The organism is Lacihabitans soyangensis, from assembly GCF_024343775.1.
GTDB classification, from domain to species: domain Bacteria; phylum Bacteroidota; class Bacteroidia; order Cytophagales; family Spirosomataceae; genus Leadbetterella; species Leadbetterella soyangensis.
The window spans coordinates 1-20,806 of record NZ_RJUF01000050.1; the positions used below are offsets into that span (position 1 = coordinate 1).

22 protein-coding genes are annotated in these 20,806 nt (G+C 38.7%); 5 read left to right on the forward strand and 17 right to left on the reverse strand.

The window, feature by feature from the left end:
• Window positions 1–441: group II intron maturase-specific domain-containing protein (locus EGI31_RS13405; protein ID WP_310586214.1), on the forward strand; the 441-nt coding region annotated here is incomplete at its 5' end.
• A 63-nt stretch (window positions 442–504) separates the two neighbouring features.
• On the opposite strand, the gene EGI31_RS13410 is transcribed toward EGI31_RS13405, so the two are convergent.
• From EGI31_RS13410 to EGI31_RS13485, 16 genes are all read right to left on the reverse strand, one after another.
• A complete protein-coding gene (locus EGI31_RS13410) occupies window positions 505–1,149 on the reverse strand; it encodes a hypothetical protein (RefSeq protein ID WP_255037739.1) in 645 nt (214 codons plus the stop codon).
• 199 nt (window positions 1,150–1,348) lie between these two features.
• Window positions 1,349–2,293 carry an ADP-ribosylglycohydrolase family protein gene (locus EGI31_RS13415; protein WP_255037740.1) on the reverse strand — a complete coding sequence of 315 codons (945 nt, stop codon included), beginning with the start codon at window positions 2,291–2,293 and terminating at the stop codon, window positions 1,349–1,351.
• A 335-nt stretch (window positions 2,294–2,628) separates the two neighbouring features.
• Window positions 2,629–4,980: an outer membrane protein assembly factor BamB family protein gene (locus EGI31_RS13420; RefSeq protein ID WP_255037741.1), complete on the reverse strand. Its 2,352-nt coding sequence runs from the start codon at window positions 4,978–4,980 to the stop codon at window positions 2,629–2,631.
• Between the two features lie 500 nt (window positions 4,981–5,480).
• Entirely contained in the window at window positions 5,481–5,666 is a 186-nt protein-coding gene (locus EGI31_RS13425) for a hypothetical protein (RefSeq protein WP_255037742.1), read from the reverse strand.
• Between the two features lie 264 nt (window positions 5,667–5,930).
• Window positions 5,931–7,364, reverse strand: coding sequence for an NAD-dependent succinate-semialdehyde dehydrogenase (locus EGI31_RS13430; protein ID WP_255037743.1), 1,434 nt, complete (start codon window positions 7,362–7,364; stop codon window positions 5,931–5,933).
• A gap of 506 nt (window positions 7,365–7,870) precedes the next feature.
• Complete coding sequence (locus EGI31_RS13435) at window positions 7,871–8,110, reverse strand: 4a-hydroxytetrahydrobiopterin dehydratase (protein WP_255037744.1); 240 nt, start codon at window positions 8,108–8,110, stop codon at window positions 7,871–7,873.
• A gap of 201 nt (window positions 8,111–8,311) precedes the next feature.
• Window positions 8,312–8,989, reverse strand: a complete 678-nt coding sequence (locus tag EGI31_RS13440) for an ABC transporter ATP-binding protein (protein WP_255037745.1) — start codon at window positions 8,987–8,989, stop codon at window positions 8,312–8,314.
• A gap of 1 nt (window position 8,990) precedes the next feature.
• Window positions 8,991–10,250: an ABC transporter permease gene (locus tag EGI31_RS13445; RefSeq protein ID WP_255037746.1), complete on the reverse strand. Its 1,260-nt coding sequence runs from the start codon at window positions 10,248–10,250 to the stop codon at window positions 8,991–8,993.
• Window positions 10,247–10,576: an efflux RND transporter periplasmic adaptor subunit gene (locus tag EGI31_RS13450; protein ID WP_255037747.1), complete on the reverse strand. Its 330-nt coding sequence runs from the start codon at window positions 10,574–10,576 to the stop codon at window positions 10,247–10,249. Before EGI31_RS13450 ends, EGI31_RS13445 begins: the two co-directional genes overlap by 4 nt.
• A gap of 8 nt (window positions 10,577–10,584) precedes the next feature.
• Window positions 10,585–10,956 carry an HlyD family secretion protein gene (locus EGI31_RS13455; RefSeq protein ID WP_255037748.1) on the reverse strand — a complete coding sequence of 124 codons (372 nt, stop codon included), beginning with the start codon at window positions 10,954–10,956 and terminating at the stop codon, window positions 10,585–10,587.
• Window positions 10,899–11,330, reverse strand: coding sequence for an efflux RND transporter periplasmic adaptor subunit (locus EGI31_RS13460; protein WP_255037749.1), 432 nt, complete (start codon window positions 11,328–11,330; stop codon window positions 10,899–10,901). The genes EGI31_RS13455 and EGI31_RS13460 overlap by 58 nt, the downstream gene beginning before the upstream one ends.
• 51 nt (window positions 11,331–11,381) lie before the next feature.
• Window positions 11,382–12,011: an NAD(P)H-dependent oxidoreductase gene (locus EGI31_RS13465; protein ID WP_255037750.1), complete on the reverse strand. Its 630-nt coding sequence runs from the start codon at window positions 12,009–12,011 to the stop codon at window positions 11,382–11,384.
• A gap of 15 nt (window positions 12,012–12,026) precedes the next feature.
• Complete coding sequence (locus EGI31_RS13470; RefSeq protein ID WP_255037751.1) at window positions 12,027–12,350, reverse strand: four-helix bundle copper-binding protein; 324 nt, start codon at window positions 12,348–12,350, stop codon at window positions 12,027–12,029.
• A 376-nt stretch (window positions 12,351–12,726) separates the two neighbouring features.
• Entirely contained in the window at window positions 12,727–13,827 is a 1,101-nt protein-coding gene (locus EGI31_RS13475; RefSeq protein WP_255037752.1) for a DUF6544 family protein, read from the reverse strand.
• Complete coding sequence (locus EGI31_RS13480) at window positions 13,827–13,991, reverse strand: DUF6496 domain-containing protein (protein WP_255037753.1); 165 nt, start codon at window positions 13,989–13,991, stop codon at window positions 13,827–13,829. The genes EGI31_RS13475 and EGI31_RS13480 overlap by 1 nt, the downstream gene beginning before the upstream one ends.
• A 16-nt stretch (window positions 13,992–14,007) precedes the next feature.
• Window positions 14,008–14,202 carry a hypothetical protein gene (locus EGI31_RS13485; protein ID WP_255037754.1) on the reverse strand — a complete coding sequence of 65 codons (195 nt, stop codon included), beginning with the start codon at window positions 14,200–14,202 and terminating at the stop codon, window positions 14,008–14,010.
• Window positions 14,203–14,789: 587 nt separating this feature from the next.
• Here EGI31_RS13485 and EGI31_RS13490 point away from each other — a divergent pair.
• The 4 genes from EGI31_RS13490 (at window position 14,790) to EGI31_RS13505 (ending at window position 19,903) form a co-directional block, all read left to right on the forward strand.
• Window positions 14,790–16,235, forward strand: coding sequence for a GntP family permease (locus EGI31_RS13490; RefSeq protein ID WP_255037755.1), 1,446 nt, complete (start codon window positions 14,790–14,792; stop codon window positions 16,233–16,235).
• A gap of 130 nt (window positions 16,236–16,365) precedes the next feature.
• Complete coding sequence (gene garD / locus EGI31_RS13495) at window positions 16,366–17,928, forward strand: galactarate dehydratase (protein WP_255037756.1); 1,563 nt, start codon at window positions 16,366–16,368, stop codon at window positions 17,926–17,928.
• 129 nt (window positions 17,929–18,057) lie between these two features.
• A complete protein-coding gene (locus EGI31_RS13500) occupies window positions 18,058–18,441 on the forward strand; it encodes a four helix bundle protein (protein WP_255037757.1) in 384 nt (127 codons plus the stop codon).
• A 166-nt stretch (window positions 18,442–18,607) separates the two neighbouring features.
• A complete protein-coding gene (locus tag EGI31_RS13505; protein ID WP_255037758.1) occupies window positions 18,608–19,903 on the forward strand; it encodes a glucarate dehydratase family protein in 1,296 nt (431 codons plus the stop codon).
• A 202-nt stretch (window positions 19,904–20,105) separates the two neighbouring features.
• Here EGI31_RS13505 and EGI31_RS13510 read toward each other — a convergent pair.
• Window positions 20,106–20,806: IS3 family transposase (locus EGI31_RS13510; protein WP_255037101.1), on the reverse strand; the 701-nt coding region annotated here is incomplete at its 5' end.

Consider the following 20,806-nt stretch of genomic DNA (forward strand, 5'->3'; position numbering starts at 1 on the left):
TGGAAGAAGCTAAAAGCAAGTATCAAGGAAGTAACACGCAAAACTGCACCATTGAGTTTCGATGAACGTAACACAAAACTGAAACTACTGCAACGAGGATGGGTCAACTATTTCAAACTTGGAAATATAGGCAGCAAACTCAAAAGCATAGACAGTTGGACAAGAAACCGTTTACGATATTGCATTTGGACAGACTGGAAAAAGCCAGAACGGAAACGTAAGAACTTGATACGACTGGGAGTTCCACCAAGTAAAGCCTACCAATTTAGCAGAACCCGAAAAGGAGGATGGGTAATAGCCCAAAGTCCTATAATGGTAACAACTATCACACTAGAACGCCTAAGAAAAAGGGGATACGAAAGTATGAACGATTACTATGAAAAGGTAAGTCCGATGTTTAATGAACCGCTGTATACGAGACCCGTACGTACAGTGGTGTGAGAGCCTCTCCCTGCTAGGGTTTCCTAGTGGGGCAGGCTACTCGATTATGTGCTGTAATTATTTTCAGTGTCCTTGTGATTTGCATTGAAATTCATATGTGGTTTCTTGTCCAACTATTGTCAGTTTAAATTTTCCATAGTCATCGGAAGAAAAATATGGATACATCTCGCCCCAAACAATAGTTATATTTTCTGTAATTTCAAACCCTGACAATTTTAACTGGATTTCACCGATCAAGTCAGCTGCTATGTCATAAAAAATTGTCTTACCATTTTGTTTGATTCCGAACACGAAGAAACTTGCGGATTCCTTCTCCATTCCTGTTTCTGAATTCTTAAATGCATATGCAAAGGAAAATAGGTCGTACCCCAGTGAGCTGCGATAGTGTTTTCGGTCTTTTAGATAAATTTCGTCACAGTATAAAGTATCCTGCTCACATTGTTTTTTTATGAAGTCTTTGGCTATTTTGGCAATTTCATTTTGAAATTCTGGTGTGATTTTTATCTCCTGCTCTTGAATATTCATTTTAAAATTTGGAAACTTCAAGCTGTCACACTCCGTATTTGCATCTATTTTTTCTTGCTTGCCAATGTGTTCTGTAGTCTTTGTGCTGTCAACAGCTACACCAACTTGTTCTGACTGTCCGCTATTTGTTTGACAAGCAGTGAAGATTATTAAGAATGATATTAGTGAAAGTGTCGTCTTCATATTATAGCACATAACGAAAAAGGCTTGGCGTTGTTGGGGAATTAGCATTCCGTCTGCCCATAACCGAAGCCTAATAATTGCAATATTGCTGATGTTTTATTCTATTGCCAAATATAATTCTGTCAAGCCCGAACTGTAGCTAAATTGTTGCACAAATGTTGAGGTTTAATTAGTCTGCCCCAATAATGCCAAACCACTGTTAGCTGCTGGCAAATATTTTCCAACGTTCTGCCAAATCACTTATATCTTCTTTTCTTGCAAGTTGAGTTGCCCAACTTTTAGGAATAGATTCGTATCCATATAAAAGTCCTGCAAGTCCACCTGTTACAGCACCTGTTGTGTCTGTGTCTTCACCTAAATTAACTGCTTTTAAAACAGCACTTGAATAATCAGTAGTAGTCAATAAGCACCAAATACTTGCTTCAAGTGTATGTAAAACATAACCACTACTTTTTATTTCACTTTCAGTAAGCTTGGTTATGTCTGCAAATAATAGTCTTTCAAATATTAAAATTTCTCTTTCAACAATTCCAATTCTATAAATAAAATCTAACACATCTGTCTTTACAATTTTATAAATTTTAGATTTTTCTATTCCTAAAACGATTTGTCTTGCAAACTCCAAATAATAGAAACAAGCAATTACAGAACGAATATGTCCGTGAGTAATAGATGAAACTTGCTTTGTTAAAAGATAGCGTTCTTCTATTGGTAAATCTTTGATTATGTCAAGCAAAGGAAGTATTCTCATCAATGAACCATTTCCATTTTGTGAAACTTCAAATCCACCTGCTAACTCTGGTTTGCAGCCTTTTTCAAAAGTTAGAATAGCTTGTCTTGTAGCGATTCCAATGTCAAAAACATTTCCATAAGGTGTCCAATAATTAGAACGATACCACATTACAAATTTCTGTGCAATACTTTCTAATGAAAACTTTTCTGTTAAACTTTCAGCAAGACAAAATGTAAGTGAACTGTCATCTGAAAAAGTTCCTGCTGGTAAATTATATGTCCCAAAACCAACCATATCGGTAACTGGATTATGAGAAATAATTTCTCTGCTTTTGAATTCAACTGGAACACCTAATGCATCTCCAATTGCAACTCCAAATAAAATGTCTTTGTATATGTTTTGCTCTTTCAAATTAAGGTTTTCGATTGCTTGCAGCTAACGAGTATGTTTACGCAACTCATTTTTACAGTTGCGTAGATATCTCAATTGTATTTGATTGAATAATTTTGGTATTAAATTGATAATGAGTGGTTTGGGTGTGTATGGGTAATTGCGTAAATATTTTCATCATGAGAGTGGTGTTTTATATTTATATTTTCAAAGATAAATTATATTCTGTCTTATTCAAAATATTTATTTCTGGTGCCAAAATCAAACACAAATTCATCGAAATTGAACACGAAGTCGTCAACATCAAATAGTCATTAAACAATTCTAAACAGTATAAACTTTTGTTAACAGCCCCATCACAAAGACAAAGCCACCAACTCGCCTGGGTGGCCAACGGCTCCTACGGCTACCACAATGTATTGTTTGCCGTTGATGGAGTAGGTCATGGGTACGCCTGTTTGGTTGGCGGGTAGCTTGATCTCCGAGATGATCTTTCCTGTGGCTTTATCGTGGGCTCTAAAAACTTTCCCACCACCACCGTCAGAGGCATACAAACCTGAGCCTTCTCCCGCAAAGAGTAACGACTTGGTCACCAACATGCCTACCCGCTCAGGTGAGCCGGTTCTCGGTATCTTCAGGCCTTTCAGAGCGGGTATGCTTTTTACCCATTCGGGGGTGTCGGAGTTGGGCACCATCCATTGGTGTTCGCCTTTGTTGAGGTCTATGGCGGTTATTCGGCCATAAGGTGGTTTTACCAAAGGCAGACCATAAGGCCCAATGCGTGATGAACCCAAAAATGCCACATAATCCATATCTCCGGCACCTTTTGGAGCGGCTTCTATGCTCATGGGCCGCAGCACCGTGCTGGAGGAAACATACAAAACACCCGTTTCGGGGTCTACAACACCCCCTTGCCAATTGGCTCCGCCCACGGCGTCGGGTATCATCAAGGTACCCAATTCTTTGGGAGGATTGTAGAGGTTTACGGGCGTGTACAAGGGCCCTTTGTGAAACTTGGCTGCAATCTTTTGGGCCTCTTTTTTGATTTCTGGGGTAAAATCAACGAGAATATCGTCAGAATAGCCTTGTCGGTCAAACGGTGCAGGTTTGGTTGGAAACGGCTGGGTAGGAGAGGTGATTTCTCCCGGAACACTGCTTTTGGGTACAGGCTTTTCTTCTATCGGCCAAACGGGCTGCCCCGTGATTCTATCAAATACAAAGGCAAAGGCCTGTTTGGTGACTTGTACGACGGCTTTTATGGGTTTTCCATCCACTTGGATGTCGGCCAAAATCGGTGGAGCTGGCAAGTCATAATCCCAAATGTCGTGGTGTACCAACTGATAATGCCAGACCCTTTCGCCCGTTTTGGCATTGAGACAAACCAAACTTTGTGAGAACAAATTGTCACCCGGACGATGACCGCCATAAAAATCACCGGTGGGAGCTTCTATGGGCAGGTACACATAGCCCAAGTCGGGGTCGGCGGTGAGCGGAGCCCAAGCTCCGGAATTACCCGTGTATTTCCAGCTTTCCTGTTTCCAGGTTTCGTTTCCAAGTTCACCAGCCTGCGGAATGGTGTGGAAAGTCCAGATTTTTTTACCTGTTTTTACATCATAGCCGAGTATATCGCCCCTGACCTGCGTTTTGGAAGTAGGAGCCAAGCCCACCGGAAAACTCGAACCAATAACGATGACATTATTGACAATAATGGGCGGAGAAGTAGAACCAATGGTGGAGATTGAGGGATCTAGATTACTATCCAAGCCTTTTTTTAAGTCCACTATACCATTTTCGCCAAAATCTTGCACCAAATGACCCGTTTGGGCATCTAAAGCCACCAATTGAAAACTCGGAGACACAAATACGATTCTATCTTTGCCATTGACTTTGTCTTCCCAATAGGCCACGCCTCGGCCAGAGTTTTGCCTGGGCACATAGGCTTTTCGTTCTTTTTCGTCTAGCCGAAAAGTCCAAAGCGTTTCGCCGGTTTCACCATCTATGGCAGCCACGCTACGGCTCAATCCAGCCGTGGTGTACAAGATACCTTTCACCATCAAGGGCGTAGATTTGAAATAAAACTCGGTATTCGGGCCAAAATTATCGGTTTTCCATCGCCAAGCTATTTTCATTTGGCTTACGTTGCTTTCGTTGATTTGGTCAAGCGGCGAATAGTTGGTACTCGCAAAATCTCCACGGTGTTGTTTCCATTCGGCCTCTATGGTTTTGGGTTTGGTGTTTACCAAAGCAGGCCTAAAACCCATGCTGACCCTGGATGGAGGAGCCATTCCCATCAAGATTTTCTCGGAAGGATTTTTGAAACTCAAAGTTTTTTCACCAGCAGGAAATCCATTGGCTTTCAAAACAAAGGCTATGAGTGATGCATAGGTTTTTTCATCTAATGAGTTGGGTTGGGTTTTGGGCATGGTGGTTTTGGTAGTAAGATACAATTCCCGAAGGGTTTTGTTTTTCCATTTGGTTTGAAATCTTTCTCCTACCAGAGCCGTTCCGCCTTCTGTTCCTCTCAAGTCACTGCCATGGCAAGCTGCACAATGGTTGGCATATACTTCTGTGACAGACGCCACTTGGTCATTTGTATAAACGCCGTCGAGTGCGGTGGGGAGTTCGGTTTTGGGGATGGGTTTTGTTTGTGAATGGACATTTACCTGAGCGGCTATCAGACAAAGAAGTATTCCTAGGGTTTTATTCATGGTTGGTTTTTTAGAATATTATCCAAACATAATTAAAAAGGATGGAATTTTTGTATGCTATTATTGAAGTATATTGTTGAGGATAAAACAATTAGGGTGCTAGACTTGTGTTGTTCACAAAGGAGCTTTTCAATTTTAAGATACCGATCAAGTCATTCAGCATGCAAAAGCTATTGGATTGTTGGGTTGAGATGATTTTTGGGATTTTTGGCGATTCTTCTTGAACATTATTCTGAAAAGCTAAGGTGCCTTGAAATTCACATTTATGAAATCACTTTCGTCGCCTCGCCGGCGGGGCCTTCATTTTTTTTCGAAAAAAAACGAAGCAAAAAAAACTGCACCCTGCAAACTCACACATTCAAAATTCTCATATCCAAGTAGTTATAAAAATGTTCCCTTTTGAGAATTTTGACTGTGTTCAAACAGTGCAGGGCGATATAATGATTTCATTTTTTTTTATTTTTTCTCGGATGGCATTAGCTCTAAATTTTAGATTCAGGCTAATTACCTTTTATGATATTTTTTTTGTCTTTTTCGGGCGTTTGGATGACCGAAATAATGCCTTTGTCTTTCAAATTATTCGCTTGTTTTTTGGCTTTTATTTTATTTTTACCAATCGTTTTGTGTTCCAATTCCTCTGGTGATTGAACAACAGAAATAATGCCTTCTTCTTTTTCTTTTTTCATTTGTTTATAATTTACTGCTAAGTCGCAAAGACGCTATGAAATATATATTTCTTTTTAGGTCTAAAGTATTAGTCAAGAACGTTTTATGTATTTATTTGGCTATGATTTAGTTTGGACTAAATAGATTGTTTTACTACTGATTTCTTGTGATATAGGTTTTACTTGAGCAATATCTCCTATGAATAAATATTGCCCAAGTGTATTTCCTATTTATAAGTACCTGATTATAAGTAAATGTGAAAACGGTTTTGATGCCAATCCAACTCAAAATGGATCACTTAATTCACTAACCCTAATCAATTTTTTATTCACAAATTCATCTATTCCAAGTTCGGAAAGTTCTCTTCCGTAACCTGATCCTTTGGTGCCTCCAAAAGGCAAGTCGGCCTGTGTCCATGTGGGGTGATTGATAAAAACCATGCCCGTATCTATCTGGTCGGCTACTCGTTTGCCTCTTTCTATGTCTTGGGTAAATACCGAGCCGCCCAAGCCAAATGGCGAATCATTGGCTAAATCAATGGCCTCTTGCTCGTTTTTGACTTTGAAAAACACTGCCACTGGACCAAAAAACTCCTCATAATACACGGGATTATCGGGCAACATGTTAGTAAGAACCGTGGCTTGCATGTAGGCACCCGCGTGGTCCACTCTTTTACCGCCTAATGAAATTTTTGCTCCGCCCTCAACCGCTCTTTTTACTTGGTCGGCTATGTGTACGGCAGCATCTTCACTGCTCAAAGGGCCTAGTTGCGTATTAGGTTCCGCGGGGTCTCCAACTACCAGTTCGGCCAGTTTGACTTTTAATTTTTCAAAAAAATCTTCTGCAATTTCTTCCACTGCTATAAATCGTTTTGAGGCTATGCAGCACTCGCCATTGTTGTTGATTCTGCCTACCACCGCCCACTCAACGGCTTTATCGATGTCGGCATCTTCCAACACAATGAAGGCATCGCTTCCGCCTAATTCGAGTACAGACTTTTTCAAGTGTTTTCCAGCCTCAGCGGCTACGCTAGCACCAGCGGCCTCGCTACCCGTGAGCGACACGCCTTTGATTCTTTTGTCAGATACCAAGGCGGAAGCTCTTTTGCCAGAGATAAGTAGGTTGGTATAAAGTCCCGAGGGAGCACCAGCTTCTAGGAATATTTTTTCAATCTCTATGGCACATTGCGGAACAATAGAGGCGTGTTTGATGAGTAGGGTATTGCCCACCATAATATTGGGTGCTGCAAAACGAGCAACTTGGTAAAAAGGAAAATTCCAAGGCTGTACACCTAGCAAAACTCCGAGTGGACTACACCTTACCAAGGCCTGCCCATGAACAGGATCTAGGATTTTATCTTTCAAAAATCCCTCGCCATGGTTGGCATAATAATCAAAGATTTCAGCACTCAGCTTAATTTCACCTTCTGCTTGTGAAACCAGTTTGCCCATTTCTAGTGAAATCAGCTTGGCCAAATCTTTCTTCTTTTCTCTTAATAATCCTGCTACTTTGTGAAGCAATTCTGATCGTGTTGAGAAAGTCGTTTTTTTCCAAGTCGTAAAGGTTTCGACAGATTTTGAAATGGCCTGCTCAACCGCAGTTTCAGTCATTTCTTCGAAGGTTTTAATCACTTCGTTGGTTGCAGGATTTATACTTTGAATTGACATGGTTTTGTTTTTGGTGTAAAAATTATCTTTAATGAGAAATCTCGAGGTCATTGAGCTTTATTTTACAAAAGCATTGAATACATTTCATTATTACCTTAATGTAAAAACTACTGGCGTCCGACTAAATAAAAAAAAAACTCAGAATAACTGCTTGAAAATTAAACCCTTACGGGGTTTCCTACTAAGAGGGGTCATTTTTGTTAGAATAATAGCACCCCTTCGGGGTATCAATTGTTTACGAACTGAAAATTCGAATTTTATATTTACTCGGATGATAATAATTAAAAACTAATTGTTCCTTATATTTTCTGTGCAGTCCGTTGTAAAATTTCCCTTCTTCAAATTTTAGAAAGATGCAGAATGTTAAAAGGGAAATTTTACAGAGGATCATTGCACAGAAAGTGTTTTTTTTGTTACTTTTTTTTCAAAAAAAAAGTAAGCCCGCCTGGCAGGGCACACAAAGTATTTAATTTACCTAGTATGTTTTACAAAGTGAGTGTTCTATATTTTAAGCCGTTCATAGAAACTCCCAACTATGAAATGAAACCTTCTTTATTTTAATCTTTCTTCAAAATTTGATCAATCGCCTTTGAAAGTTTTACGTCTTTTTCAGTTACGCTATCTTTTGCCTCATGGGTGAAAAGCGAAATATCCACTTTGTTATAAGCATTGGTCCAGTTTGGGTGATGACCCATTTTTTCGGCTGCAAAAGCCACTTGGGTCATAAATGCAAAAGCCTCAACAAAGTCCTTAAATTCAAAACTTTGTTTTAATTGGTTGTTTTCTTCTTTCCACATAGATGTATTTTTTAGAAATTATTTAGGATAAAATCTTCTTTAAAAGAGTAGATTCTGGTTTGAACCTTTACTACACAATTGACGTAAAAAAGAAATTGATATTTGATGCTCAAAGGTGAGGATACTGACTGATGCAAGTCTTACATAATTTTTGCTTGTTTTTATATCTTTCGCAGATTGGAATTTGAAAATCTCAATGACTCAGGCTATTATCTTGCCATCCTCCATGTTGATGATTCGGTGGGTGCGATTGGCAAAAGACTGGTCGTGGGTTACGATGAGCAAGGTTTGTTTAAATTCTTCGGCCAATTGTTTGAAAACCTCAAACACTATTTGGCTGTTTTTTTGGTCGAGATTTCCCGTGGGCTCATCACCCATAATGATTTGGGGATTGTTGATTAAAGCCCTAGCTATGGCTACACGCTGTTTCTCGCCTCCAGAAATTTGGTTGGATGGTTTTAGTGCCAAATTTTCGATACCTAGCATTTTGAGTTTTTCCATGGCACGGTTTTCTACTTCTTCGGCTGAGTATTTACCGAGTTTCAGGCCTGGCATCATTACATTTTCTAAAACCGTAAATTCATCCAACAAATAATGAAATTGAAAAACAAAACCTATTTTTTCGTTTCGAACCCTCGCCAAATCGGGTTCTTTTCGTTTGACCATTGATTCGCCATCTATCCACAATTCGCCTTCGTAGTCAGTGTCCATGGTAGATAAGATGTACAATAGCGTAGATTTTCCACAGCCTGATTTGCCAGTGATGGCCACAAAATCGCCTTTGTTTACAGAAAAATTAATATCCATTAGCACTTTCACAGTGGTGGGATCGTGAAAATATTTGGTGATGTTTTTGGCCTCTAGGGTTATGTTACTCATCTTATTTACCTCTTATGATAACTACAGGGTCTACTTTGCTGGCTTTTCGTGACGGAAACCATCCTGCCAAAAATGTGGTAATCAGTGAAAAAACGGCACCGATGGCATAGTAAGTGGGATTGTAACTAACAGGGTAAGTTTTAACACTCGGTAGGGAAGGTGTTTCAAACGGAATTTGGTCAATAATGGCTGAGAGTCCAAATCCCAATATTAGGCCTGCCAAACCACCAAAAAAGCCAATACTCATGGCTATCACCAAGAATATTTTTTGAACGTCTTTGCCTGCAAAGCCTGTGGCTTTCAAAATGGCGATGGTGTTCATTTTTTCGTATATCATCATGTTCAGAATATTATAAATACCGAAACCAGCTACTATCAACAATACCACACCCACGGCATAAGAAATAAGTGTTCTTACAAAACTTCCTGTTTCAAAAGTCGCGTTGGCGGTTTGAATATCTACGGCATCAATCTCAAAAAGCTTATTGTATTCTTTGGCTATTTGTGGTGCCTTGGCCAGGTCTTTCAATTTGATTTGGATGTCCGTGATGTAATTATTGGGTTTTTCTTTGAGTTTCTGAACGGTGGCTATGGAGGCATAACTCTGCGTTTTGTCAATCTCTTGCATACCTGACTGGAAAAAACCAACTACACGCAGTGGGAATCTTTCTCCGTTGATCGTGGCCACTTGTACCACGTCGCCCAGATTGGCCAAAAGTTGATCTGCCAAGCCTTTTCCCAAAATTATACTGTTTGATAGCCTTTCTATATCTGCGGGATCTCCTGCAGTCACGTATTCGTTAAAATGAAAAAGTTTGCCTTCGCTTTGAATTTCTATGCCATTGACCACACCCGTAATATCTATGGCTCCGTCGTTAAAAAACACGGGAGAGATTATTTTAGGAGCAACACCCAGTACACGTTGGTCTTTCTTGAGTGTTTGGATGATGGCCTCGCTGTTGTAAATCTCCTGTCGGCTAACGGTAGATTTGATAGAATGTATGAAGTTATGGGTGGTATTGGTGTCAAACTGGCTGTAAATGGGTTGATTGATATTGGGTTTAATTTCATTATAAAGCCTTACATGGGGTGTTCTGTTTAGAAGCAAGCCGTCTAAGAGGTCATTCAAACCTGCCATAAAACTAAGGAGAGTTATAAACATAGAAATACTAAACGTAACACCTACGGCTGCTATCAAAGTCTGCTTAAATCTGGCTAAAAGCAGCGATTTTGCAATTCTGATGATGAGTTTTAGGTTCATTCTATGGGTTTGTATATATAGTCGTTGGTCGTTATTCCTCCAAGTATTTCCACCTTTTGATAGTCTTTAAGGCCTGTTATTACTTTTGTTTTTTTGCCTTTTTCAAGTAAAACATAGTTGCCCTCAAGCAGATAGGCTCTTGGAATAGTAATACTATTTGTTTTTTGTTGAATGATGATATTTGCTTCGCAAGTAAGATTGGGATAGAGTGTTTTGGGTGGGTCAATAAAGCTGGCTTCTATGGTAAACGATTTGGTTCTTTCGTTCATTATTGGGTTGATTTTACTCACCAAACACTGAAAAACTTGACCTTTGTAACTGTCCATGCTCATGGCTATTTTTGCCCAATTTTCACCCGATTGATGTCATATTCATCTACTTGTAGTTCAAGTAGAAACGCCGCATCTTCGCCAATGATAGCTACGGGACTTAGCGTATTGACCATTTCGCCTGCCTCCATAAGCAGTTGATACACTTTCCCATTAATTTCACTTCTTATGCTAAAGTCATTGTTGGTTTTTTGGGCCAATTCCAAAGTTTTTTGTGATTGTTTGGCTTGAAAATTTATTTGTTTTTGGAGGTTGGCGAACCTCAATTTTGCAGTATTGTATGCATTTGTGGACGACTTTGCATTGAGTTCTTTCAGGTCTAGTTCATTTTGTGTACCAATTCGCTCGGCCCAAAGGTTCTTTTGTTTTTGGTACAATAAATTATCGTTTTCCATCTTATTCTGGCCATCTCAATGCTGATCTTTAGTTCATCCAATTTTTCAGAATTTGCAGCGACAGCGGCATAATCTGCGGATAGTTTAGCATTTTCGGTGTTTAGTTCGGTGCTTGTATTTACCAATCTTATAAGGACATCACCCTTTTTTACAAGATCGCCTTCGGAGACCAATATTTTGTCAATCAATCCATTAGCTAGGGAGAATACTTTATACTGATTTTTACTTTTTACAACTCCAGAGGCATAAACCGACTCTGTAATTTGCTCTCTAATGGGTTTTGTTTTTTCAAGTTTGTCACTACATGATGCTAGAAAAATAAACAGAGATAGAATTGTAAGGGTGGTTCTCTTCATTGTTTTAGGTCTTGACATCCCATTTTATTTTACCATCTCAAATTTACCATTTTATTTTACCATTTCAAACATATCTTCTTTGGCTTTTCTTACTTTTTTGAAGTTGGCGTAGGTATCGGTTTCGTCTCTGAAACCTAGAACCAACATAACGACTGATTTGAGGCCTTTTTCTTCGAGATTCAGAATTTCGTCAAACTGTGCAGCATCGAATCCCTCCATCGGACAAGCGTCTATTTTTTGTTCAGCCGCAGCTATCAAGGCTGTTCCTAAAGCGATGTAGGCCTGTTTTGTGGCCCAAACTTGTTGAACATCTTTAGGTAAGGCTACAATAGTGCTGAGTAGCGTATTTTTGAAATCGTCCAGAAAACCAATAGGAATATCCCTTTCTTGTGATATCAGTCTGAGGTAGTTTTCGACATTTTCTTCATTGATTTTTAGAGGAACAGTGAATACTAAAACATGAGAGCTACTACCTACCTGAGGTTGTCCGTAAGCGGCTGCTTGTAATTTTGTTTTTATATCGGCCTTGCTCACTACGGTAACTTTGAAGGGTTGAAGTCCATAAGATGTCGCAGAAAGATTGATGGCATTCAGAACGGCGTTTAATTGTTCTTCAGAGATATTCCCACCTGTCATCTTTTTAGTAGCGTATCTCCAATTTAGGTCTTTTATTAAGCTCATTTGGTTTTTTATTTATCATACATTTTTACAGGCCTCAGTACAAAGTTTACATGCCGTTGCACATTCTTGACAATGCTCGTTGGTATGTTTTGAACATTCCGCCGCACATTCTTCACAAGCAGCGGCACACACTTTTGCGAGAGCCGCAGCATGTTCGCTTCCCAAACTAAGCAACTGAGCCGTAGTAGTGCATAAGGCCGCACAGGCCATGTCGAGCTGTATACACCTAACCATCATTTTGGTCTCGTTTTCTTGTAGGCATGATGCTGCACAATGATGGCACATTGCCGCACAAGCTTGGCAGATTTCTATTATTTTTTTGTTTTCGTGATAGCCCATTTTTTTTGTTATTTATTAAATGATGATTATTAATTTTTAAAGTGTTTTTTTAGTCAAAAACGATAAATTTATCCCAGCTAATAAGCTTGAAATTGATGTTTTTTTGGTTTTGTATAGGATTCGCCCTATGCTGATACTCACTTTAGAACCATAAGTAAAGTCCGAAATTTGATTATGGTGTATTTTGAGTTTTTCCATTCAAGTAGGCCTTTTGAATTTAATAATGATGTAAAGCTACGTTTTTATGATACCGTGCTTTTACAGAATTCAATGCAAGATTTGTGAAATTCACACCATGTTTGTAAAAGGAAGTTTACGAAAAGGAAAAGGTAAAGTGGGACTTGTAAAAAAGGCTTGTATTCAATTTGTTAGCGTATTATTTCGACAAATTATATGCAATATTTTTGATCGTGAAAGTGGCATAAGTAAAATCACCCTCGGGATAAGTATAAATTGTTTCGGCGTAACTGGCTAATTTGTAGCCATGGATGGTTTTGTATTCTCTAAGGGGGGTGCTCCAAGTGTGTTGGGTTATGGTGCTGTTTTCGCCAACGGAATATCTGTCTTCTGAAACAAAATTTACCAATTCGCCTTTCTCATTAAAATAAAGCAATGCTGTCACCGAAATGCCATTGTTTCGAAAGGTGGCCTTTACTTTGTTTCTTTCCACCTCTACCCACTCAATACGATTGTCAATTAAAGTGGCTGGTGCTAAAACACACATGTCATTGAAAAAAGTGACTGTTTCTGATATGTCCATTTCGTAGCCTGATTGGTATTCTACTTTGAAAATTGAGAGCAGTCTAATGTCCATGTAAGCAGTGCCATTTTTGAAACAATGAAAACCCGTTACAGGCATGTGTTTCATGATGGCATCGAGATAGAATAATCTCGTTGGATTTGCTACGAAATTATATTGTTCGGAGTTTAGTTTCATCCATTCTGACTTTTTGTCTTTTCTGATTTTTCCAGTAAAACTGGCTTTGAAATTATTGACCTTGGGTTTGCCAATGCAGCCCGTGTACCGAATATATTTTTTGACAGAATGTGGTAAAAATGCGATTTCTGATTCGGACAATTTAGATGTTTGCATTATTTTACTTTTAGCCATTCCTAATTTCACCTCGTCTTTGTAGTTTTTTTTGAATTTAATTTGAAAAATTCCCAAAATAGTTACGATCAAGATGAGCACATTGGCAGCAGTACCAAACTTGGCTTCCTGCCAATTGTAGATAATCAATAGCTGAGATAATACGAGTGCCATAAATGCAATGTAAACCCAGCCGTCTTTTTTTAAGAGATACAAAACGGTAGCTAGGATAAAAAGAAAGCCAGCCACGAACCACAAAATACCCATAGGTTTGGAAATGTCTCTGATAAGTAGGGGTAAGGTACCATAGTCAAAGGCTTTGGAGAAACCCATGAAATGGATAAGTCCGTGAAAAAGAGTGACGAAAACGAAGGTGTATTTTAGCATTATTTCTTTTCTTTTTTGAGTTCATCGGCCTCACTCAACGCAATGGCTATGGCTTGTTTCGGATTGGTTACTATTTTATCAGATTTGCCAGAATGCAATTCGCCTTCCTTAAACTCGTGCATTACTTGAGCTACCTTTTTTTGAGAGGGAGTTTGTTTTTTCATGTTTTATTTTGATTTCTTATGGAAGTTCACTTGGTTTTGGAAATTGGTAAGGTGGATCTTGAACGGGTTCTTCTTTTGGTTTTTCAATCGGTTTTTCATCCGGGTATAGAATAGGAGTTTTTGGGTCAAGAATCGGTTCGAGTTCGGGTTGATTATCTGGGTGTGGAATCGTAAGAGGTTCTTTTATTTGGTTTTTAATTTTATTTTTCATAAAAAATTATTTGTATTTAAATTCAATTAGAAGTTCTTGAGTCCATTTCTTGATCTCAATATTCATCCAAGAATATTTTCATAAATGAGTTCATTCAATAAGAACTTGAGTACACAATTTTGAAAAGTTTACTTTATAAATATTGTTAGCGTTTTTAACAATATTTTGTACTTGTAAAGGTGGGGCTTTTATGAACGGAAGTATTATGAAAAAAAATTAAAGAATTGCGTAATTCACACATTGATAAAACTGGTTATCAGTGTCTTCTATGAAATATCCTTGAGATTAAAGCTGATTGTAAATCTTTTAATTCCAGAAATGGCATATACATGGTATTCTTTTTTAGCAATTCTTGTCTGTTTTACTTTAAGAATCGAACTGTAATTAATTTAGGTTGGTGAAGGCAAGAATCTTTGAATGAAATTTTTCTAATTGTGATAAGCATGGTCGGATTTTGATTAAGTGCAAATATACCTCAGACAAACCATGGTCTTTAAAACCAAAAAGTACCATATTTTAGCATTATATCAATAGAAAACAGGATTTAGTTTATATACTTTTGCTTCATTATTTAACCCTAAGAATTCATGTCCGATCCAATAGTAATAATGCTCATCGGAATGTCCATCGTGGTGGGTGGCATTATAAAATTTAAGTTGCACCCAGTACTTTCATTGCTCTTGGCGGCTATTGCTGTTGCTTTACTTACGCCGGTGTCGTCTGTCGAGCAATTTTTTATAGCTAAAGGTGGTTTGGAAGCCGATGCTCTTAAAGCCGCTCATAAAAGTATTGGAGAGAGAATCGGGATAGAATTTGGGAATACTTGTGCAAAAATAGGCATTTTGATAGCAATGGCGGCCATCATTGGCAAAGCCATGCTTGATAGCGGTGCCGCCGAAAAAATCATCAGAGCCATGCTCAAAATTACGGGCGAGAAAAATGCTCCTATTGGCTTTATATTGAGTAGTTTTTTTCTGACGATTCCTGTTTTTGTCGATACCGTAATTTTCTTGATGATGCCATTGGCCAAAGCAATGGGAATGCGACTAAAGAAAAATTACCTGCTTTTAGCCCTTTCGGTTATTGCTGGGGCAGTAATGGCAAATTCTTATGTACCGCCTTCACCTGGACCATTATATTTGGTAAGTGCCATGAATGTTTCGATTGGTTTAATGATGGTTTGCGGTTCGCTTCTCGGACTTTGCACCATCACAATTGGCTATTTTATGGCAGTTTACCTCAATAAAAAATTTGATATTCCTCTTCGTGACTCACCCGATGCTCGTCTGGAAGACATTAAAGCCATTGCCGAAAAAGATGATAAAGAATTGCCTTCTTTGGGCTGGGCTTTGTTGCCTGCGGTTTTCCCTTTGGTTACGATTTGTATTCGTTCGGCTGTTGAGGCTTTTGTAAAAACCAAAGAGCCACTGACCGATTCTGCCATTATCAATCAATTAATTGACATCATTTTGTTTTTTGGCGATAAAAATATTGCTTTATTGATGGGGGCAATTTTTGCATTGTTGGTTTTGGCAAATCAGAAAAAAACTACCAAAGATAAACTAACGGCATTCGTGCAAACTGCCCTGATGAGCGGCGGCGGAATTATTTTAATTACAGCCGCAGGCGGTGCTTTTGGCGGAATGTTGCAGCAAACGGGCATCAGCAGCCGCATTGCAGATTTGACAAAAGACTACCAAATGGCATTGATTCCGTTGGCGTTTTTTATTACGATGGTTGTTCGTACTGCACAAGGTTCGGCAACGGTGGCTTTGATAACAGCTTCAGGAATTTTGGCAGGAATGGCACAAAATGCCAATCTTGGATTTCATCCAGTTTACTTATGTTTGGCTATCGGAAGTGGTGCAAAACTCATTCCGTGGATGAATGATGCAGGCTTTTGGATAATGTGTAAGACCTCCAACTTAACCGAACAAGAAGCTCTTAAAACCATTGCACCTATGCAAAGTTTAATGGGTCTGGCTGGAGTAATTCTAACAATGATAGCGGCTTGGATTTTTCCGATGGTGTAATTGGTGATTGGTAAACTGTTGACTGGTTATTGGTAAACTGGTTACTGGTTGACTGGTTAGTGAAGGAATAGACACAAGTAACTAATATACCAATAACTAATCAACCAATCCACCAATAACAAATAACAAAATGATGCAAAATATAGTAATAAAAACAAGCCCAAACGATAACGTGGCCATCGTAGCCAATCCGACAGGATTAAAACGAGGTGCGATCGTACTTGATGGAGTTGTTCTCGAAGAAGACATACCGATGGGTCATAAAGTAGCCTTAAAATCTTTCGATGAAGGTGAAAAAATCATTCGATATGGACAAGTAATTGGTTTGGCAAATAAGAGTATCGAAAAGGGAAGTTGGGTAAACGAAAGCAATATCAGTATGCCTCAACCGCCTAATTTGGAGGAAATTCCTTATGTGAAACCGAACATCCTGCAAACAGAATTTCTCAAAGATTTTACTTTTCAAGGCTACAAAAACGCAGATGGAAGTGTAGGAACAAAAAACATTTTGGGCATCACCACCAGTGTGCAATGCGTTGCGGGAATTACCAATTTCATCGAAAATAAAATCAGAAAAGAATTGTTGCCACTGTATCCAAACGTTGATGATGTGGTAGCTTTTAATCATAGTTATGGTTGCGGCATTGCGATTGACGCACCAGCGGCAATAATTCCAATTCGAACCATCAAACACATTGCTCAAAACCCAAATTTTGGCGGGGAAATTATGATTATTGGTTTGGGCTGCGAGAAACTAAGACCTGAAAGGCTTTTGCCAGATGATGATGGGCTTCGACTTCGCTCAGCCCCCGAAACGGATACTGAGCGGAGTCGAAGTATCCTTTATCTCCAAGATGAATCTTTCGAGGGTTTCTACGAAATGGTTGATGGAATCATGGAAATGGCTGAAAGGCATCTGAAAAAACTCAACCAACGAAAAAGAGAAACTTGCTTGGTGGCTGATTTGGTCGTAGGCATGCAATGTGGCGGAAGCGATGCTTTTTCGGGTTTGACAGGAAACCCAGTTTCGGGCTTTGCCGCTGATTTGATTGTAAAGGCAGGAGGAACGGTGTTTTTCTCAGAAGTTACCGAAGTTCGTGATGCCGTACATTTGCTTGTTCCTCGCTGTGAAAGTGAAGAAGTTGCCCAAAAACTCAAAGACGAAATGGCTTGGTATGATAATTATCTGAGTCAAGGCAAAGCCGATAGAAGTGCCAACACAACCCCCGGCAACAAAGGTGGCGGATTAAGTAATATTGTAGAAAAAGCACTCGGTTCGGTCGTAAAATCAGGTACAAGTCCGATTGTAGATGTGATATCACCAGGAGAAAAGATTCGTAAAAAAGGACTAAATTTTGTGGCAACGCCCGCCAGTGATTTTGTTTGCGGAACGCTCCAATTGGCGGCTGGAATGAATATGCACGTTTTTATTACGGGTCGTGGCACGCCTTATGGGCTAAATATGGTTCCTGTTATAAAAGTAAGTTCAAACACAAAACTCGCAAATCGTTGGCACGATTTGATAGATTTTGATGCTGGCCCAGTAGCTTTCGGACAAAAAACAATCGAAGAAATGGGTTGGGAATTGTTCCACCTAATTCTCGAAATTGCCAGTGGAAACAGAAAAGTAGCAACTGATAAATTGGGTTTGTATAACGATTTGGTATTGTTTAATCCTGGACCTTTGACGTAATTGAGTTACTGGTGTATTGGTTACTGGTATTTTGGTGAATTGGATTAGGGCAGACTTGTTACATTTGGTTTAAGTAGTTAGAAAAAAGAAAGAACAACTAAACAAATAACAAACAATAAATTAACACATATGATAAAGAATTTCACAGACTTAGAAGTTTATAAAGAATGCAGGCAATTACGTATTAATATTTCTATTTTGGTTAAAACTAAATTTCCTTTAGATGAAAAATATAAGTTAGCTGACCAAATTTTAAGAAGTTCTAGAAGTATAACAGCCAATATTGCAGAAGGATTTAGTAGGTACTATTATAAAGAGAATATTCAGTTTTGTCGTATTTCGAGGGGCTCTTTAAACGAAACCCTAGAACATTTAATAACGGCATTTGATGAGAAATATATAAATGATGAGGAACTTATGAATTTAAAAACAAAAATTGACTTAGGTGGAAAGTTGCTTAATGGATATATTAATCACCTTAAAAAAACTCAGAAGCCCAAAGAAGAGGACTAGTTACCAGAAAACCTAAGATTGATTTGGGCTCGATAAGTTAAAAAATTACAAAATACCTAATGAACAATCATCAGTAACTAGTACACCAATAACTAATCAACCAATCACCAATTACCAGTATACCAGTAACCAATTAACCAGTCACCAGTACACCAATAACAAAACAATGAAATTTCCAAAAATCAAAGAATTCCATATTACACCCATTGCAGTAGTTGACCCTCCATTGCTGAACGCCGCTGGGTTGCATGCTCCTTATGCTTTACGAACGGTTGTCGAACTCATAACCGAAGATGGCATTAGCGGCGTAAGCGAAATACCAGGCAATATCGAAATAGATAAAGCTCTTGAAAAAAGTCGACAGTTTGTAATAGGTCAAGACCCATTTCAATTAAATCAAATTCGGGATATTCTGGCCGCCAATTTCGATTCTGAAGATACTATTAAAAGAGGCGATACTCCGTGGGACCAACGTACTTTGGTGCATATTTTTAGTTCTATTGAGGTGGCTTGTTTAGATATTGTCGGTAAAATCGTCAATCGTCCAGTGGTTGATTTATTGGGTGGCAAACGCCGTGATAGAGTGCCGTTTTCAGCGTACCTTTTCTATAAATACGAAGGTGCAGGTGGCGAACTGGGGTTTGGAACAGACCCCAACGCCACGGGTTGGGATGCTGCTCGTCAGGCAAGTGCTTTGAATCCTACGGAGATTGTGGCACAAGCAAAGGCTATGTGCAAAGAGTTTGGTTTTCAGTCAATTAAACTCAAAGGAGGTGTTTTTGAACCACGTCAAGAAGTAGATGCGATTTTTGCCTTACATGAGGCTTTTGGAAAAGATACGCCTTTAAGAATCGACCCAAATGCTCTTTGGACGGTAGAAACTTCTATCAAATATGGCAAAGAGATGGAAGGCATTATTGAGTATTTAGAAGACCCTTGCCGTGGACAAGAAAACATGGCTGCCGTAAGAAAAGCTCTAAAAACTCCTTTGGCAACCAATATGTGTACGACTTCCTTTGAGGATATTCCCAAAAGTTATTCATTGGGTGCGGAAGATATTATTTTATCCGACCATCATTTTTGGGGAGGCTTGCAAGATTCTATGAAATTGGCAGCTATTTGTCAGACCTTCGGGCGAGATTTATCTATGCACTCTAATTCTCATTTAGGTATTTCGTTGGCGGCAATGGTGCATTTGGGTGCAGCCATTCCTAATTTCAAATACGCCCTCGATACACATTATCCGTGGCAATCTGACGAAATCATTGTTGGTGGACGCATGAAGTTTGAAGATGGAGCAGTAACCGTCCCAACAGGCCCAGGTTTGGGCGTAGAACTCGACCGAGTTGCTTTGGCAAAACTCCACGAAAACTATAAAAAGTGCGGACTAACTAAACGAAATGACGAAATAGAAATGCAAAAAGTACAACCACATTGGAAATTTAAAGCAACGAGATGGTAAAGCTGGTTACTGGTGTATTGGTTACTGGTGTATTGGTTACTGGTGGACTGGTTACTGGTAGACTTTTACTTGTAGACAAGTACTGGTATTCTGGTTGATCAAAACTGGTTATATCAATATCTTTTAATCAAAAACAGCCATAACCAATGCACATGTGCTTGCCTAAAATAGGTTGACGTTTTTTTAGACAAATGTAATATAGTTAAAATTGTAATATACATTGATTTGGGTTGATATTTTTCGTTTCATTACAAGTCCAAATTGGTAATATCGGTCGATTTTCGACATATTGTTCTTTGATATATTGTTCAAACGAGTTTGGTGATAGCTTATTCAAAGCTACATGTGGTTTGCTATTGTTATAGGCTTCAATTGTTCGGCTCAATTGTTTTTTAAGTTCTTCAAAACTTGTAATATTTCGATATCTGAGGTACTGGTTCTTTATAGTTCCATTTACTCTTTCAATATGAGCATTTTCATGGACTTCGTTGCACATACTTATTTTGATTTTGGCAGCATTTAACATTTCTACGTACTCATTGCTGACGTACTGCCCACCTCTATCAGAATGATGAATTAGTTCTGTAAAAATAGTCTGTTTCCGAGCTTTAAATGCCATCTTTAGAGCCTCACAATTGTTTTCTGCTCTCATATTATCTGCAGCGGTATAACCTACTATTTTGCGGGAATAGACATCCATTATCATTGTGATATAATAGACTTTTTCACCAACATTAAAGTATGTTATATCACTCGTCCAAAGTTGATTAATATTATTTAGTTTTATGTCAACCAAAAGATTTTTGTATCGACTATATGGACTCGAAAATGTGGTTCTAACTGGGTTTTTATAAGCCATTAACCTAAAGCCATAATGAATACCAATACTTACGAAAGCATCTC